At 62.9% G+C, this 15,622-nt stretch carries 14 protein-coding genes; 5 read left to right on the forward strand and 9 right to left on the reverse strand.

The window, feature by feature from the left end:
* Positions 1 to 2 precede the first annotated feature (2 nt).
* Positions 3 to 2,126, reverse strand: coding sequence for a putative bifunctional diguanylate cyclase/phosphodiesterase (locus BLV20_RS20075; protein ID WP_092304224.1), 2,124 nt, complete (start codon positions 2,124 to 2,126; stop codon positions 3 to 5).
* Between the two features lie 320 nt (positions 2,127 to 2,446).
* Here BLV20_RS20075 and BLV20_RS20080 point away from each other — a divergent pair, with 320 nt between their 5' ends.
* Entirely contained in the window at positions 2,447 to 3,118 is a 672-nt protein-coding gene (locus BLV20_RS20080; protein ID WP_092304225.1) for a polysaccharide lyase family 7 protein, read from the forward strand.
* 77 nt (positions 3,119 to 3,195) lie between these two features.
* Here the strand turns inward: BLV20_RS20080 and BLV20_RS20085 are convergent, their stop codons facing one another.
* The 8 genes from BLV20_RS20085 to BLV20_RS31085 all read right to left on the reverse strand — a co-directional run bounded on the left by BLV20_RS20085 (position 3,196) and on the right by BLV20_RS31085 (position 10,915).
* Positions 3,196 to 4,161, reverse strand: a complete 966-nt coding sequence (locus BLV20_RS20085) for a WaaS/CpsH family glycosyltransferase (RefSeq protein WP_139192722.1) — start codon at positions 4,159 to 4,161, stop codon at positions 3,196 to 3,198.
* A 195-nt stretch (positions 4,162 to 4,356) separates the two neighbouring features.
* The gene (gene fba, locus BLV20_RS20090; protein WP_003229012.1) at positions 4,357 to 5,421 is read right to left on the reverse strand and encodes a class II fructose-bisphosphate aldolase; all 1,065 of its coding nucleotides are present in this window, start codon (positions 5,419 to 5,421) and stop codon (positions 4,357 to 4,359) included.
* Positions 5,422 to 5,676: 255 nt separating this feature from the next.
* Positions 5,677 to 6,006: an MliC family protein gene (locus tag BLV20_RS20095; RefSeq protein ID WP_092304227.1), complete on the reverse strand. Its 330-nt coding sequence runs from the start codon at positions 6,004 to 6,006 to the stop codon at positions 5,677 to 5,679.
* A 60-nt stretch (positions 6,007 to 6,066) separates the two neighbouring features.
* Positions 6,067 to 6,285: a hypothetical protein gene (locus BLV20_RS20100; protein ID WP_092304228.1), complete on the reverse strand. Its 219-nt coding sequence runs from the start codon at positions 6,283 to 6,285 to the stop codon at positions 6,067 to 6,069.
* A 31-nt stretch (positions 6,286 to 6,316) separates the two neighbouring features.
* Positions 6,317 to 7,480, reverse strand: coding sequence for a phosphoglycerate kinase (locus BLV20_RS20105; protein WP_092304229.1), 1,164 nt, complete (start codon positions 7,478 to 7,480; stop codon positions 6,317 to 6,319).
* Positions 7,481 to 7,522: 42 nt separating this feature from the next.
* A complete protein-coding gene (gene epd / locus BLV20_RS20110) occupies positions 7,523 to 8,578 on the reverse strand; it encodes an erythrose-4-phosphate dehydrogenase (protein ID WP_092304230.1) in 1,056 nt (351 codons plus the stop codon).
* A 161-nt stretch (positions 8,579 to 8,739) separates the two neighbouring features.
* The gene (gene tkt, locus BLV20_RS20115) at positions 8,740 to 10,737 is read right to left on the reverse strand and encodes a transketolase (RefSeq protein WP_092304231.1); all 1,998 of its coding nucleotides are present in this window, start codon (positions 10,735 to 10,737) and stop codon (positions 8,740 to 8,742) included.
* A complete protein-coding gene (locus BLV20_RS31085) occupies positions 10,721 to 10,915 on the reverse strand; it encodes a hypothetical protein (protein ID WP_139192723.1) in 195 nt (64 codons plus the stop codon). Before BLV20_RS31085 ends, tkt begins: the two co-directional genes overlap by 17 nt.
* Positions 10,916 to 11,010: 95 nt before the next feature.
* Between BLV20_RS31085 and BLV20_RS20120 the strand changes: the two genes are divergently transcribed.
* From BLV20_RS20120 to BLV20_RS20135, 4 genes are all read left to right on the forward strand, one after another.
* Positions 11,011 to 12,006: an ArsR/SmtB family transcription factor gene (locus BLV20_RS20120; protein WP_092304232.1), complete on the forward strand. Its 996-nt coding sequence runs from the start codon at positions 11,011 to 11,013 to the stop codon at positions 12,004 to 12,006.
* Between the two features lie 19 nt (positions 12,007 to 12,025).
* The gene (gene metK / locus BLV20_RS20125) at positions 12,026 to 13,216 is read left to right on the forward strand and encodes a methionine adenosyltransferase (RefSeq protein WP_009045984.1); all 1,191 of its coding nucleotides are present in this window, start codon (positions 12,026 to 12,028) and stop codon (positions 13,214 to 13,216) included.
* A 223-nt stretch (positions 13,217 to 13,439) separates the two neighbouring features.
* A complete protein-coding gene (gene ligB, locus BLV20_RS20130) occupies positions 13,440 to 15,125 on the forward strand; it encodes an NAD-dependent DNA ligase LigB (RefSeq protein WP_092304233.1) in 1,686 nt (561 codons plus the stop codon).
* 96 nt (positions 15,126 to 15,221) lie between these two features.
* Positions 15,222 to 15,617: a DUF1090 domain-containing protein gene (locus tag BLV20_RS20135; protein WP_092304234.1), complete on the forward strand. Its 396-nt coding sequence runs from the start codon at positions 15,222 to 15,224 to the stop codon at positions 15,615 to 15,617.
* The last annotated feature ends 5 nt before the right edge of the window (positions 15,618 to 15,622 follow it).

Genomic DNA, 15,622 nt, shown 5'->3' on the forward strand with positions numbered 1-15,622 from the left:
ATTCAACCCGGCAACGCGCTCCAGTCGAAAGGCTCGGCAAAGCGCTCGGCATCCGCGGCGATCAACGGCCGCGCCACCAGGAAGCCCTGCACGTACTCGCAGCCGTTGGCCTGTAGCCAGCGGTACTGCTCCAGGGTTTCCACGCCCTCGGCGATCACCAGCACGCCGAACGCCTTGCACAGGTCGATCACGCAACGCGCCAGCGCCGCGTCCCGGGCCGAGCCCGGCAACTTGGCGATCAGGTGGCGGTCGAGCTTGAGGGTATCGAGCTGCAGGTCGCGCAGGTGCGCCAGCGAACAGGCCCCCGAACCGAAGTCGTCCAGCGCCACCCGCACCCCGAGGCTGCGCAACAGCCGCAGCTGCTTGCGCGACTCGTCGAGGTTCTGGGTCAAGGCGTCTTCGGTGATCTCGACCTCCAGCTGCCAGGGCTCCAGGCCATGACGCTCCAGGACCTGGCGCAATTCGGTGGCCAGGTTCGGCATGGCGAACTGGGTGCCGCTCAAGCTCACGCCCAGCACGGTCTGCTCGGCGAACAGGTTTTTCCACGACGCACGCTGGCTCGCGCTTTGCTGGTAGATCCAGCTGCCCAGGCGGCTGATCAGCCGCGCTTCCTCGAGCAATGGGAGAAACAACCCCGGCGGCACATCGCCAACGCTCGGATGCCGCCAGCGCAACAAGGCTTCGAAACCGCGCAAGCGCCCATCGGCGATCGCCACCTGGGGCTGATACACCAGGTTGAATTCCTTGCGCTCCACCGCGCTGCGCACGCTTTCCTCGAGCATCAGCCGCGACCGCGCACGACCGTTCATTTCGTGGTCGTAGTAACGGTATTGCTGACGCCCGGCACGCTTGGACTCGTACATGGCGATGTCGGCCGCACGCATCAGGCCATCCAGATTGGAACCGCAATCGGGATAAATGGCGATGCCGATGCTGGCCCCCAGGGCGACCTCCAGGCCGTCGATCTGCTGGCAGATCGAGATCCGCTCGATGAGCTTCTCGGAAATTTTTGCCGCCTGCTCCGGAAACTCCAGCTCCAGCAGGGCGGTGAATTCATCGCCGCCCATGCGCGCCAGGATGTCGAAGGAACGCAGGCAGGCTTTCATCTGTTCGGAGACCCAGCGCAGCACCCGGTCTCCGGCGTCGTGCCCGAGGGAGTCGTTGACCCGCTTGAAGCCATCCAGGTCCAGATACAGCAGCACCAGCGACTTGTCCGAGCGCTCGCTGCGCAACAGCAGGCTTTCCACGGTCTGATAGAAGCCGCGACGGTTGAGCAGACCGGTCAGCGGGTCGGTCACCGCCTGGTATTCCAGTTGCTGATGCAGATGCCGGACTTCCGACATGTCGAGCAGCGTCACCACCATGGCCCGCTGCTCGCTCGGCAGCGGCGCACAGGACAACGCCACCGACACCTGCTGGCCGGCCACGGTACGCAGCGCGGCGTCGTGCAGGCGGTAGGTCTCGCCCTTGCGGTAGCTGGCATACAGCTCGGATTCGGCCCACAGCGGCACATGGGGCTTTTGCAGATAGTCGAGCAGTGCCGAACCTTCCAGCTCGCTCACCGGCGCGTTGAGCAAACGCGAGATCGCCGGGTTGGCGAAACGAATGGTCCCGCCTTCATCCACCACCAGAATCCCTTCCGCGGCGTTGTCCAGCACCGAGGCGTTGAAGGCCCGGGCATTCTCCAGGTCGTGGCTCAGGCGCTGCAGCGCGCGGCGGTTGCGCTGCTGCTCCAGCAGGGCCTGCACCTTGGGCTTGAGGATCTGTGGGTCGAACGGCTTGAACAGGTAATCCACCGCACCGCTGGCATAGCCCTTGATCACCGCGTCCTTGGACTGCTCGTTGGCGGTCAGGAAGATGATCGGCGTCAGGCGGGTTCGCTGGCTGCCGCGCATCAGGCGGGCAACCTCGAAACCGTCCATCTCCGGCATCTGCACGTCCAGCAACACCAAGTCGATGTCGTGTTCCAGCAACAGGCTCAGGGCCTCGACGCCCGAGGCGGCGGTGATGACCTGCCAGTCTTTGCGCTGCAGGAGCGCGCGCATGCTGAGCAGGTTTTCGGGGTAATCATCAACAATCAGTAAGACCGAGCTGGCTTCACCTGGCCGAGGTTGCGCGCATTCCATGCTGCTTCTCTTGTCTGTGTAGGATCGTCCTGCGAACAAGACCGGACAAAAACTGAGACTTCACTCTAGACCTGGATCCAATAAAGCAGAAGCTGTCACCGCGCCATCATTTAGCCAAAGCTCAAGGCACCCGACTAACGGTCAAGGCCGGAGGCCGCTGAAACCGGCAGAAGTGGCAAATCGACAGATGGTTGACGTCAATTGTCCGCCGGACGGGCATTAACAAAAGCGCCTTCTACGCTTATAAAGACCGCCCTCAAAAGCGCAGGCTAAAGCCTTTTGCCAGCTTTCATCCGGCATCAAATCGGGAAGCTTTGACTATGATCGACCTCGCAACCTGGAATCTGAGCATTCCCGTCGGCAGCCCTCCGACAACCATCGACACCCCGCAACTGGTGGACGGCTTCAAGGCCGAGTACTTCCATTCCGACACGGGCACCCTGTTCTTCTGGTCGCCTGTCACCGGCTCCCGCACCGCCAACGCCATCTACCCGCGCAGCGAGTTGCGTGAAACCTACTCCGACGGCACCCTCAAGAACTGGACCTACCCACAGGCCGACAACCTGCTCTACGCCACCCTGGCGGTGAACCAGGTGCCGTCCACGGGCAAGATCGTCATCGGCCAGATCCACGCCTACAACAGCACCAAGCCGCTGGTGAAGGTCGAGTACCAATACAAGACCACCAGCCAGAGCGGCAACATAGTCGCCAAGGTGCGCATGCACCCGGACGACGCCGAAAGCCGGGTAATCATCGTCGCCGAGAATGTGCCGCTGAACCGGGAGTTTTCCTACCTGATCCACCTGAGCCCGGGCGGCGCCCTGGGCGTCAGCGCCGCGGGCTACCAATGGAACACCCAGCTCAGCTCCACCTGGCGCGACAAGCCGCTGTACTTCAAGGCCGGGGTGTACGTCCAGGACAATACCGGCTACACCACCGAAGGCGGCAAGGTGACCTTCTACAAGCTGGATATCGATCACAACCCGACCTGACGGGCAGATACCTGGGGCATGCCGCACAGGCACAAAAAAACCGCATCGCTGCGGTTTTTTTGCCAATGGCCAACGCCTTAGCGAGCCTCGCGCATGGCGCCCACATCTTCGATGATGCGTTCGAGCATACGGTCGGGCGTGTATCGGTATAAGACGTCCCGATCCACCTTGACCGATTCCGTCCTCAGAAAGCTGCCGATGCCCGGGAGCGAACCATCCACGGTGACGTAGATGTTTTCCGGCCGGTAGAAATCCAGGGCCTTGATCGACTCATTGGTGGTAATCAGTTTCTTGTTGAAGAAGGCTGCTTCGAGCGCCCTCAGCGTCAGGCCCGACTGGCCGGCCTGATTGACTTCCAGCAGCACATCCGCGGCGAGCGATCGGCGAATGTTGTCGTCATATGTCAGGACCTTGTCGATATGGAACCTGGAACGGTCCTTCGAGGTGCTGTCCCGGACGATGGCGAAATCGACGTTCGCGCCTTCATCCTCAAGCGCCTGGGCCATGGCCTCGATCGTCGTGACACGCCCCTTGTCCTGGCCGAGGAAGAAGCATTTTGGCGCGTATTCGTTCGCCGTCGCGGCGTCGGCCAGCCCTTGCGTTTCGTGGAATCCGAAGGGGAAAAACTGCTCCATGTATTCCATGCCAAAAGCCGCGCACTGGTCTTTGTCGAAGCTATAGATGCGGTCGAAGTGCCGATGCATTTCCCGGACAAAGTCCGCGTCCACCAGGTCGCGCATCAGCAACACTTTCTTGCCGGGGAAGGTGGCGATGACGCTTGGAATCAAGCACCGCTTCACCTGCCCCTCGTTGCAAACCAGGATGTCGTCGTGCCCCACCCCGTTGACCGAGAGCACCAGCTTTCCCAGCCAGCCGCTGCCCACTCTTGGATGGCGCAGTCTTTTGTTGATCGATTTGATGTAGCGACCCATTCGCTTGGCCGCCGACGGGAAGACCATCAGCCTCACGCTGTGTCGGGTGGACAGATAATCAATCATTCGACGCTCGTATTGAGCCGTCCAGCCCAGGAAAAAAATCTTCATGTACTACCTGACACGACTACATCCGATTCTAAGAAAGCAGGATTTCTGTAACGTCCAGCCCGCATCAAAACAGCGTCGATACTAACATGAAGGCCCTGCGCAGAGCCGGTCAAATAATGGCGCAAGGCCACTCAAGCCGACTGACAGGCACAAAAAAGCCCGCATCGCGGCGGGCTTTTTCGTTGTTGTCGCGGCTTAGTTGACCTTGGCGTTCAACTCGCCCTTGAGGTAACGCTGGAACATCGCTTCCAGGGAGATCGGCTTGATCTTCGAAGCGTTGCCCGCGGTACCGAAGGCTTCGTAACGGGCGATGCACACGTCGCGCATGGCAGTCACGGTGGCGCCGAAGAATTTGCGCGGGTCGAACTCGCTCGGGTTGGTGGCCATCAGGCGACGCATCGCACCGGTGGACGCCAGGCGCAGGTCGGTGTCGATGTTGACCTTGCGCACGCCGTACTTGATGCCTTCGACGATTTCTTCAACCGGTACGCCGTAGGTTTCCTTAATGTCGCCGCCGTACTGGTTGATGATCGCCAGCCACTCTTGCGGAACCGAAGACGAACCGTGCATCACCAGGTGGGTGTTCGGGATGCGCTTGTGGATTTCCTTGATGCGGTCGATGGCCAGCACGTCGCCGGTAGGCGGCTTGGTGAACTTGTAGGCGCCGTGGCTGGTGCCGATGGCGATGGCCAGGGCGTCGACCTGGGTCTTCTTGACGAAGTCCGCGGCTTCTTCCGGGTCGGTCAGCATCTGGCTGTGATCCAGCACGCCTTCGGCGCCGATGCCGTCTTCTTCACCGGCCATGCCGGTTTCCAGGGAACCCAGGCAGCCCAGCTCGCCTTCTACCGAAACGCCGCAGGCGTGAGCCATGGCCACGGTCTGCTGGGTCACGCGAACGTTGTATTCGTAGTCGGTCGGGGTCTTGCCGTCTTCGCCGAGGGAGCCGTCCATCATGACCGAGGAGAAGCCCAGCTGGATCGAGCGCTGGCAGACGTCAGGGCTGGTGCCGTGGTCCTGGTGCATGCACACCGGGATATGCGGGAATTCTTCGATCGCCGCCAGGATCAGGTGGCGCAGGAAAGGCGCGCCGGCGTATTTGCGGGCACCGGCCGAAGCCTGGACGATCACCGGAGAGTCAGTCTTGTCAGCCGCTTCCATGATGGCGCGCATCTGCTCAAGGTTGTTGACGTTGAAAGCTGGAACGCCGTAGCCGAATTCGGCTGCGTGGTCCAGCATCTGGCGCATGCTGATGAGTGCCATTGTGTGTATCTCTCCCGGTCGAGGGTCGTTAATCGTGCAAGCCTGCCGTAGCGGCAGCTGCTATTCAAGTGATTGCAGATCGGGGGTCAACCCGGCCTGCCAATTCGTTACTGCATCAATCTTGCGAGCCACGCCTATCTCTGTAGGAGCGAAGCTTGCTCGCGATCAGGGTCATCACATTCAACATTCCTGTTGACGGTTGGATCGCTATCGCGAGCAAGCTTCGCTCCTACAGGTTCAGCATCGGCTCCCGGCCTACGGCGCTTTACAGCCGCGGCCAATCAAATCGTTGGTGGCGACCCAGTAAACCAGGCCTTCGTCACCTTTTTCGTGAAACACCAGCATGTCGTTGCTGTACAGCGAACCGGAACCGCTCGGCTCCAGCTTCAGGCGATAGACCTGATCGGCCCCGCCCAGCCGCACATCGACTGCCTTGCGGCTGCTGTCGGTGTAGCGCCAGACCACTTGCGCCTGGCTGTCGCACACCCAGGTCGTCCAGTTGTTCGTCTCGGCCGGCTTGAGCAGGTCGAGGTTGGCGCAACCTGCCAGCAAGCCCAGCGCAGCCACGGCAATAAAGCCTTTCATCGGTGTTCCTCGGCTGACGGCCAAGGGCCGCCAGCACAACGCGTTATCCAATCAGACCCGTCAAGGGCAACCATGTTCCTTGGCCTTGGCTGGAGTCTCGTACTTATCCAGACCGTCCGGGCCCATGCGCTTGTTGATCACGGGCGCGGTCTCGGCCTGCCAGTCGGCCTGATAGCAGCCTTGCTCCGGCTCTCCCGGCTCAGGCTCCGACTGGGCGGGCTGGCTGCCGCAACCGGCCAGCAGGCCCGCGACGATCAGCAGCGGTAACGTCTTGACCATATGAACACTCCTTTGCCTGGCCATTGGGACTTCAGCCTTTGGCCCGGCTTTCCAGGACTTCGACCGCTGGCAGCACTTTGCCCTCGACGAATTCGAGGAAGGCGCCACCGCCGGTAGAAATGTAGGAGATTTGCTCGGCTACGCCATATTTGTCGATGGCCGCCAGGGTGTCGCCGCCGCCGGCGATGGAGAATGCCGCACTTTCCGCGATGGCCTGGGCCAGCACCTTGGTGCCGTTACCGAACTGGTCGAACTCGAACACGCCCACCGGACCGTTCCACAGGATGGTCTTGGACGATTTCAGCAATTCGGCGAAATTCGCCGCGGTTTGCGGGCCGATGTCCAGGATCATGTCATCGGCGGCCACCTCGGCAATCAGTTTGACGGTGGCGGTAGCGCTTTCGGCGAACTCCTTGGCCACCACCACGTCCACCGGCAGCGGCACGCTGACCTTGGCGGCGATGGCGCGGGCGGTATCCAGCAGATCCGGCTCGTACAGCGACTTGCCGACCGGGTGACCGGCAGCGGCGAGGAAGGTGTTGGCGATGCCGCCGCCGACGATCAGCTGGTCGCAGATCTGGCTCAGGCTGTTGAGCACGTCGAGCTTGGTCGACACCTTGGAGCCGGCAACGATGGCGGCCATCGGCTTGGCTGGTGCGCCCAGGGCCTTGCCCAGCGCATCCAGTTCGGCGGCCAGCAGCGGGCCGGCAGCGGCGAACTTGGCGAACTTGGCCACGCCGTGGGTCGAACCCTCGGCGCGGTGCGCGGTACCGAAGGCGTCCATCACGAACACGTCGCACAGCGCGGCGTATTGCTGGGCCAGTTCGTCGGCGTTCTTTTTCTCGCCCTTGTTGAAGCGCACGTTCTCGAACAGCACGATGTCGCCGGCCTTGACGTCGACGCCGCCCAGGTAGTCGGCCACCAGCGGCACTTCACGACCCAGGGCACGGCTCAGGTAGTCGGCCACTGGCTTGAGGCTGTTCTCGGCGGAGAATTCGCCTTCGGTCGGACGACCGAGGTGCGAGCAGACCATCACCGCCGCGCCTTTTTCCAGGGCCAGCTTGATGGTCGGCAGCGAAGCCAGGATACGCGCATCGCTGGTGACAACACCGTCCTTGACTGGGACGTTGAGGTCTTCGCGGATCAGTACGCGCTTACCTTGCAGATCGAGGTCGGACATCTTCAACACGGTCATGGGTCGCAATTCCTGGGTTACTGTTTTTTTGGAAACGGAGAGTTAAGAGACAGCCTGGGGTGCAGCTGTTTGCAGGTAATGCCCTGCCACATCCAGCATTCGGTTGGCAAAACCCCATTCGTTGTCGAACCAGGCCAGGATGTTCACCAGCCGCGGGCCGGAAACACGGGTCTGGCTGGCATCGACGATCGCCGAATGTGGATCATGGTTGAAATCGCAGCTGGCATGCGGCAGCTCGGTGTAGGCCAACAGGCCCTTGAGCGGACCGCTGGTGGCGGCCTCGCGCAGGATCCGGTTGACTTCGCCGGTGTCGGTATCGCTTACGGTCTGCATCGTGATGTCGAGGCAGGACACGTTGACGGTCGGCACGCGCACAGCTTTGGCCTGAATTCGCCCGGCAAGTTCCGGCAGCAGCCGTTCGATGCCGCGCGCCAGACCAGTGGACACCGGGATCACCGACTGGAACGCCGAACGGGTGCGGCGCAGGTCCTCATGATGGTAGGCATCGATCACCGGCTGGTCGTTCATCGCCGAGTGGATGGTGGTGATCGACACATATTCCAGACCAATGGCCTGGTCCAGCAGGCGCAACAGCGGCACGCCGCAATTGGTGGTGCAGGATGCGTTGGACACCAGCAGCTCGTCGCCGGTCAGGCAGTGCTGGTTGACGCCGTAGACGATGGTGGCGTCGACATCCGCCTCGCTGGCCATCGGCTGGGAAAACAGCACCCGCGGCGCGCCGGCATCGAGGAAACGCTGGCCATCTTCACGGGTGTGATAGGCGCCGGAGCATTCGAGCACCAGATCGACGTCCAGGGACGCCCAATCGATGCCTTCGGGGGTGGCACTGCGCAGGACTTTCACGCAGTTGCCATTGATATGCAGACAGTCGCCGTCGACCTTCACTTCGCCGGGGAACCGGCCGTGGGTGGAGTCGAAGCGCGTCAGGTATTCCACGCTGGCCATGTCGGCCAGATCGTTGATGGCGACAATCTCGAACCCGGCCGCAGCCCCCCGTTCGAACAGGGCACGCAAGACACAACGACCGATCCGGCCGTAGCCGTTGAGTGCAACTTTGTAGGGACGCGGTTGAGGCATGGGGTTCTCGATTACCGGGGTGAATCCGTCAATGTCGCATTGCCTGTTCGATTGTCATCATCGGATCGCCGCCCGGACCAAGCCTCACTCCTACGGGATCGCGATGATCCGTAGGAGCGAGGCTTGCCCGCGAAGAACAACAGGCAACGCGGCTGGCGGACTTAGTCTTCCAGCAGCTCTTCAGCCTGGCCCAGGATGTTTTCCAGGGTGAAGCCGAACTCTTCGAACAAGGCCGGCGCAGGAGCCGACTCGCCGTAGGTGGTCATGCCGATGACACGACCTTCCAGGCCGACGTACTTGTACCAGTAGTCCGCGTGAGCGGCTTCGATGGCGATACGCGCGCTGACCTGCAGCGGCAGGACCGACTGCTTGTAACCGGCGTCCTGGGCATCGAACACGCTGGTGCATGGCATGGACACCACGCGCACCTTGCGGCCCTGCTCGGTCAGCTTGTCGAAGGCCTGCACCGCCAGGCCGACTTCGGAACCGGTGGCGATCAGGATCAGTTCAGGCTCGCCTGCGCAATCCTTGAGCACATAGCCGCCGCGGCTGATCTCGGCGACCTGCATGGCATTGCGGGTCTGATGCTGCAGGTTCTGGCGGGAGAAGATCAGCGCCGAAGGACCGTCCTTGCGCTCGATCGCGCTTTTCCAGGCCACCGCCGATTCCACGGCATCGGCTGGACGCCAAGTGTCGAGGTTCGGGGTGCAGCGCAGGCTGGCGATCTGCTCGATCGGCTGGTGCGTCGGGCCGTCTTCGCCCAGACCGATGGAGTCGTGGGTGTAGACGTGGATCACGCGCTGCTTCATCAGGGCCGACATGCGTACCGCGTTGCGCGCGTATTCCATGAACATCAGGAAGGTCGCGCCGTAAGGCACCAGGCCGCCGTGCAGGGCGACGCCGTTCATGATGGCGGTCATGCCGAACTCGCGAACGCCGTAATACATGTAGTTGCCGCTGGCGTCTTCGGCGCTGACGCCCTTGCAGCCTTTCCACAGGGTCAGGTTGGAACCGGCCAGGTCGGCCGAACCACCAAGGAACTCCGGCAGCAGCGGGCCGAACGCGTTCAGGGCGTTCTGGCTGGCTTTACGGCTGGCGATGGTTTCGCCCTTGGCCGCGACTTCGGCGATATAGGCATCGGCCTTCTCGGAGAAATCGGCCGGCAGGTCGCCGCTCAGGCGACGCACCAGTTCGTTGGCCAGCTCGGGGAATGCGGCGGAGTAGGCGGAGAAACGCTGGTCCCAGTCGGCTTCGACCGCGCGACCGGCTTCCTTGGCGTCCCACTCGGCGTAGATGTCGGCCGGGATTTCGAACGGACCGTGGTTCCACTTCAGCGCAGCGCGGGTCAGGGCGATTTCCTCGGCGCCCAGTGGCGCGCCGTGGCAGTCTTCCTTGCCTTGCTTGTTCGGCGAACCGAAACCGATGGTGGTCTTGCAGCAGATCAGGGTCGGCTGCTCGCTTTTGCGTGCGGTGTCGATCGCGGTCTTGATCTCTTCCGGGTCGTGACCGTCGACGTTGCGGATCACCTGCCAGTTGTAGGCTTCGAAACGTTTTGGCGTGTCGTCGGTGAACCAGCCTTCGACTTCGCCGTCGATGGAGATGCCGTTGTCATCGTAGAAAGCGATCAGCTTGCCCAGGCCCAGGGTGCCGGCCAGGGAAGCGACTTCGTGGGAAATGCCTTCCATCATGCAGCCATCGCCCAGGAACACGTAGGTGTGGTGGTCGACGACGTTGTGGCCTGGACGGTTGAACTGCGCCGCCAGGACTTTTTCCGCCAGGGCGAAGCCCACGGCATTGGCCAGGCCCTGGCCCAGCGGGCCGGTGGTGGTCTCGACACCCGGGGTGTAGCCGAATTCCGGGTGGCCCGGGGTGCGGCTGTGCAACTGGCGGAAGCTCTTCAGGTCGTCAATGGTGACGTCGTAGCCGGTCAGGTGCAGCAGCGAGTAGATCAACATCGAGCCGTGGCCGTTGGACAGCACGAAGCGGTCGCGGTCGGCGAAGGATGGATTGCTCGGGTTGTGCTTCAGGTAGTCACGCCAAAGTACTTCGGCGATATCCGCCATACCCATAGGGGCACCGGGATGGCCGCTGTTGGCTTTTTGCACGGCATCCATGCTGAGGGCACGAATGGCGTTGGCACGCTCACGACGGCTTGGCATCGCTGATCTCCTGGGGGTTATCTAGATCGAGTTGAATAAAACGAATCGGAAAAAGGCGTGCATTTTCCCTCAGCCGGTAGGCCGGGGGCAATGACAGATAGCGACTCTGGCGCGTTTTTCCAGTCGATAACGGCGCAATCGGTTGATGAAACCATTCCGCAGTTCGTCTGTAGAACATGGCGACCTCCGCCAAGTGCCATCTATCGAGCAATATCAAAACTTTTTGATATTGCTCTTGCGAGGCCGGGGGTGCGTCACTAGACTGCTGGCCTTATGAATTTACGCGCGCCCTCCATAAGCCATGATGACTGCGACGAGCTGGCGGCCCTGTGCAAGGCCGGCGGCGATCCGCTGCGGCTGAATGTATTGCGCGCGCTGGCCAACGATTCGTTCGGCGTCCTGGAACTGGCGCAGATTTTCGCCATTGGCCAGTCCGGCATGAGCCACCACTTGAAGGTCCTGGCCCAGGCCGACCTGGTGGCGACCCGCCGCGAAGGCAACGCAATTTTCTACCGCCGCGCCCTACCCCACACCGAACTGCTGGGCGGCAGGCTGCACGCCGCCTTGCTGGATGAAGTGGACAACCTGGCGCTGCCCGGCGACGTCCAGGCGCGTATCGGCCTGGTGCACCGCCAGCGGGCGGCCGCCAGCCAGGACTTCTTCTCCCGGGTCGCGGAAAAGTTTCGCGCCCAGCAGGACCTGATCGCCGGACTGCCCCAGTACCGCGAAAGCGTGCTGGCACTGCTCGACAAACTGAACTTCACGGACACCGCCACGGCGATTGAAGTCGGCCCCGGGGATGGCAGTTTCCTGCCGGAACTGGCCCACCGCTTCACCGAGGTGATCGCGCTGGACAACAGCCCGGCCATGCTCGAGCTGGCACGCCAGGTCTGTGAACGCGAAGCGCTGGCTAACGTCAGCCTGCAACTGGCCGATGCATTGAATGGCGTGAGCCTGGCGGCCGATTGCGTGGTGCTGAACATGGTCCTGCACCATTTCGCCGCGCCGGCCGATGCGCTCAAGCGCCTCGCCGGCCTGCTGCAACCGGGCGGCAGCCTGTTAGTGACAGAGTTGTGCAGCCACAACCAGAGTTGGGCCAGGGAGGCCTGCGGTGATCTCTGGCTGGGGTTTGACCAGGACGACCTGGCCCGCTGGGCCACCGCTGCGGGACTGGTTCCCGGAGAAAGTCTGTATGTAGGTTTACGTAATGGTTTCCAGATCCAGGTCCGCCACTTTCAGCGACCGGCTGGCGACACTCACCATCGGTAAATTTTAGGAAACCGTCGAGATGAGCGAATACTCCCTTTTCACCTCCGAGTCCGTGTCTGAAGGGCATCCGGACAAAATCGCCGACCAGATTTCCGATGCGGTGCTGGACGCCATCATTGCCCAGGACAAGCACGCCCGCGTAGCGGTGGAAACCCTGGTCAAGACCGGTGTCGCCATCGTCGCCGGCGAAGTCACCACTTCGGCCTGGGTCGACCTGGAGCAGATTGTTCGCGATGTCATCACCGACATCGGCTACACCAGCTCCGACGTCGGTTTCGACGGCGCGACCTGCGGCGTGATGAACATCATTGGCAAGCAGTCCCCGGACATCAACCAGGGCGTCGACCGTGCCAAGCCTGAAGACCAGGGCGCCGGCGACCAGGGCCTGATGTTCGGCTACGCCAGCAACGAAACCGACGTGCTGATGCCGGCCCCGATCACCTTCTCGCACCAACTGGTGCAGCGCCAGGCCGAAGCCCGCAAGTCCGGCCTGCTGCCGTGGCTGCGCCCGGACGCCAAGTCCCAGGTCACTTGCCGCTACGAAGGCGGCAAGGTGGTCGGCATCGACGCCGTCGTGCTGTCGACCCAGCACAACCCTGACGTGTCGTACAAAGACCTGCGCGAAGGCGTGATGGAGCTGATCGTCAAGCACGTGCTGCCGGCCGAACTGCTGTCCAAGGACACCCAGTTCCACATCAACCCGACTGGCCAGTTCATCATCGGCGGCCCGGTCGGCGACTGCGGCCTGACCGGCCGCAAGATCATCGTCGACAGCTACGGCGGCATGGCCCGTCACGGCGGCGGCGCGTTCTCCGGCAAGGACCCATCGAAAGTCGACCGTTCGGCAGCCTATGCCGGCCGCTACGTGGCCAAGAACATCGTCGCCGCCGGCCTGGCCGAGCGCTGCGAGATCCAGGTGTCCTACGCCATCGGCGTGGCGCAACCGACTTCGATCTCGCTGAACACCTTCGGCACCGGCAAGATCAGCGACGACAAGATCATCAAGCTGGTGCGCGAAGTGTTCGACCTGCGCCCATACGCGATCACCACCATGCTCGACCTGCTGCACCCGATGTACCGCGAAACCGCGGCCTACGGCCACTTCGGCCGCACCCCGCAAACCAAGACCGTGGGTGACGACACCTTCACCACCTTCACTTGGGAAAAGACCGACCGCGCCGAAACCCTGCGCGCCGCTGCCAACCTGTAATCGCCGCAGCGACAAGCCAAGCCCCGCCAGGTTCGCCTCGCGGGGCTTTTTTGTGGCTGCAGGTTTCATGGTTTGCAGCACCAATCCGCTCAACGCCTGCCAGGGCCTGCCTCTGCGCCGCCAAGCCACTTCCCCCGAAATACCCGGCAACCGATACGCCCTTTCTCCCCGCGGCCCACCCTTCTAGCCTGCAAACTGACTCCCTCGAGCAAGGATGCTCCCCATGCCCTACAGAGCAATGCCATTGGCCGGCCTCCTGCTGAGCGCCCTCGCCCTGCCGAGCGCCGCCAGCCCATGCCCGGACTGGACGCCTGCCCAGGCGCAAACCGCAACGGCCAGCCTGCGCCAGCAAATCGACCGCTGGGACGACAGCTACCACCGCGAAGGCCAATCGCTGGTGGCCGATGAACTCTACGACCAGTCCCGCGCCCGGCTCGAACATTGGCAAAGCTGCTTCCCCGCCGTTGCCGCAAGCGCCACCGACCCACTGCGCACCGCTCGCGGCACCATGGCCCATCCCATTCCCCATACCGGCGTGGAGAAACTGGCCGATGAAAACGCCGTGCGCCACTGGCTCGCCGGGCGCGAAGAGGTCTGGGGACAACCCAAGATCGACGGCGTGGCCGTGACCCTGATCTATCGCCAGGGACGGTTCCAGCAAGCCATCAGCCGCGGCGACGGCGTTCGGGGCCAGGACTGGACCCGGCCCGCACTGCTGATAGGCGCCATCCCCAAACGCCTGCCCGAACCTCGGGACCTGCTGTTGCAGGGCGAGCTCTATTGGCGCCAGGACAATCACATACAGGCCAGGGCCGGCAGCCTGAATGCCCGCAGCCAGGTCGCCGGCCTATTGGCCCGCAACCAGCTGGACGCCGGACAAGCCGGCCAGATCGGCCTGTTCGTCTGGGACTGGCCACAAGGCCCGAGCACCCTGGAGCAGCGCATGGCCGGACTCAAGGCGCTGGGCTTTCCCCACAGCAGCGAATACAGCCAGCCCATCGCCACGCTCGCCGAGGCCCGGCGCTGGCGAGAGCACTGGTATCGCGCAGCCCTGCCCTTCGCCAGCGATGGCATCATTTTGCGCCAAAGCCAGCGCCCGCCGGCGCAGCGCTGGCAGGCCAAGGCGCCCTACTGGATCGCTGCGTGGAAATACCCGTTCGCCCAGGCCCTGGCCGTGGTGCGCAAGGTCGAGTTCAGGGTCGGCCGCACAGGCCGGATCACTCCGTTGCTCGAGCTGGAGCCGATCCAGCTGGACGACCGGCAGATCAGGCGGGTCAGCGTCGGCTCGCTGCCACGCTGGCGGGAACTGGATATCCGCCCCGGCGACCAGGTATCGATCAGCCTCGCCGGCCTGACCATCCCGCGCCTGGATACCGTAGTGCTGCGGGCGCCCGAGCGTGCCCCGGTGCAGGCTCCGGACGCCTCGGCCTTCCATGCGCTCAGTTGCTGGCAACCCCTGCCTGGCTGCGAGAGCCAGTTCCTCGCCCGGCTGACCTGGCTGAGCGGAAAGTCCGGGCTGGACCTGCCCCATGTCGGCGCCGGCACCTGGCAAAAGCTGCTGGACGCAGGGCTTATCAACGGCCTGGTCGATTGGTTGACCCTCGAGCCTGCAGAGCTTGCTAACATTACCGGCCTTGGCGAACGCAGTATCAAGCGTTTGCTGGACAGCCTGCACAGCGCCCGCCAGCAACCGTTTCATCGCTGGCTCAAAGCCCTTGGACTACCGCCAATCGGCAACGCCACGCTCGAGAATGACTGGGCGGTGCTGGCCGCCAGAACCACCGAACAATGGCAGACCCAAAGCGCTATCGGCCCGGGACGCGCCGCTCAACTGAGCGCCTTTTTCCGCGATCCAGAGGTCCTGGCCTTGATTGAGAAATTACGTGCCGCCGGCATCGAGGGCTTCTGAAACCTTTACCGCCGGCGGTGTTGAACCCCAGGGGCGCAGGCGGCTCAAACAGCCCATCGCCCCACTCCTCTATTCATCTTTTCACATGGAGTCTTTATGAAATTTCTTGCACCGCTCACCCTCTTCGCCGCACTCAGCCTCGCAGCCCCGGCCCTGACGGCCGCCGAACAGCCCCCGGAACTCACGGGCTGCGCCGCCAAGCGCCAGGCCATCAGCACCCAGATCGAACAGGCCAAAGCCCACGGCAACAGCGAGCAACAGGCCGGCCTGGAAAAAGCCCTGAGCGAAACCACCGCCCACTGCACCGACGCCTCATTGAAAAAGGAGCGCGAAAACAAAGTGCTGGAAGCCAAGCATGAAGTCAGCCGGCGCCAGACCGACCTGGACAAGGCGATGAAAAAAGGCGACGCCGAGAAGATCAACAAGCGCAAGGACAAGCTGGCCGAGTCCCGCAAGGAGTTGCAGGAAGCCCTCGACGAGCTGGACAAGTAAGTTCG

This window comes from Pseudomonas sp. NFIX28 (assembly GCF_900107395.1).
Lineage (GTDB): Bacteria > Pseudomonadota > Gammaproteobacteria > Pseudomonadales > Pseudomonadaceae > Aquipseudomonas.

Bases quoted from the DNA above. Each gene is read 5' to 3' on its own strand.
- fba (WP_003229012.1), bottom strand. From the start codon at position 5,421: ATGGCACTCATCAGCATGCGCCAGATGCTGGACCACGCAGCCGAATTC.
- ligB (WP_092304233.1), top strand. From the start codon at position 13,440: ATGCCCTACAGAGCAATGCCATTGGCCGGCCTCCTGCTGAGCGCCCTC.
- tkt (WP_092304231.1), bottom strand. From the start codon at position 10,737: ATGCCAAGCCGTCGTGAGCGTGCCAACGCCATTCGTGCCCTCAGCATG.
- BLV20_RS20105 (WP_092304229.1), bottom strand. From the start codon at position 7,480: ATGACCGTGTTGAAGATGTCCGACCTCGATCTGCAAGGTAAGCGCGTA.
- BLV20_RS20120 (WP_092304232.1), top strand. From the start codon at position 11,011: ATGAATTTACGCGCGCCCTCCATAAGCCATGATGACTGCGACGAGCTG.
- BLV20_RS20095 (WP_092304227.1), bottom strand. From the start codon at position 6,006: ATGAAAGGCTTTATTGCCGTGGCTGCGCTGGGCTTGCTGGCAGGTTGC.
- BLV20_RS20075 (WP_092304224.1), bottom strand. From the start codon at position 2,126: ATGGAATGCGCGCAACCTCGGCCAGGTGAAGCCAGCTCGGTCTTACTG.
- BLV20_RS20080 (WP_092304225.1), top strand. From the start codon at position 2,447: ATGATCGACCTCGCAACCTGGAATCTGAGCATTCCCGTCGGCAGCCCT.
- epd (WP_092304230.1), bottom strand. From the start codon at position 8,578: ATGCCTCAACCGCGTCCCTACAAAGTTGCACTCAACGGCTACGGCCGG.
- BLV20_RS20135 (WP_092304234.1), top strand. From the start codon at position 15,222: ATGAAATTTCTTGCACCGCTCACCCTCTTCGCCGCACTCAGCCTCGCA.
- BLV20_RS20100 (WP_092304228.1), bottom strand. From the start codon at position 6,285: ATGGTCAAGACGTTACCGCTGCTGATCGTCGCGGGCCTGCTGGCCGGT.
- BLV20_RS20085 (WP_139192722.1), bottom strand. From the start codon at position 4,161: ATGAAGATTTTTTTCCTGGGCTGGACGGCTCAATACGAGCGTCGAATG.
- metK (WP_009045984.1), top strand. From the start codon at position 12,026: ATGAGCGAATACTCCCTTTTCACCTCCGAGTCCGTGTCTGAAGGGCAT.
- BLV20_RS31085 (WP_139192723.1), bottom strand. From the start codon at position 10,915: ATGTTCTACAGACGAACTGCGGAATGGTTTCATCAACCGATTGCGCCG.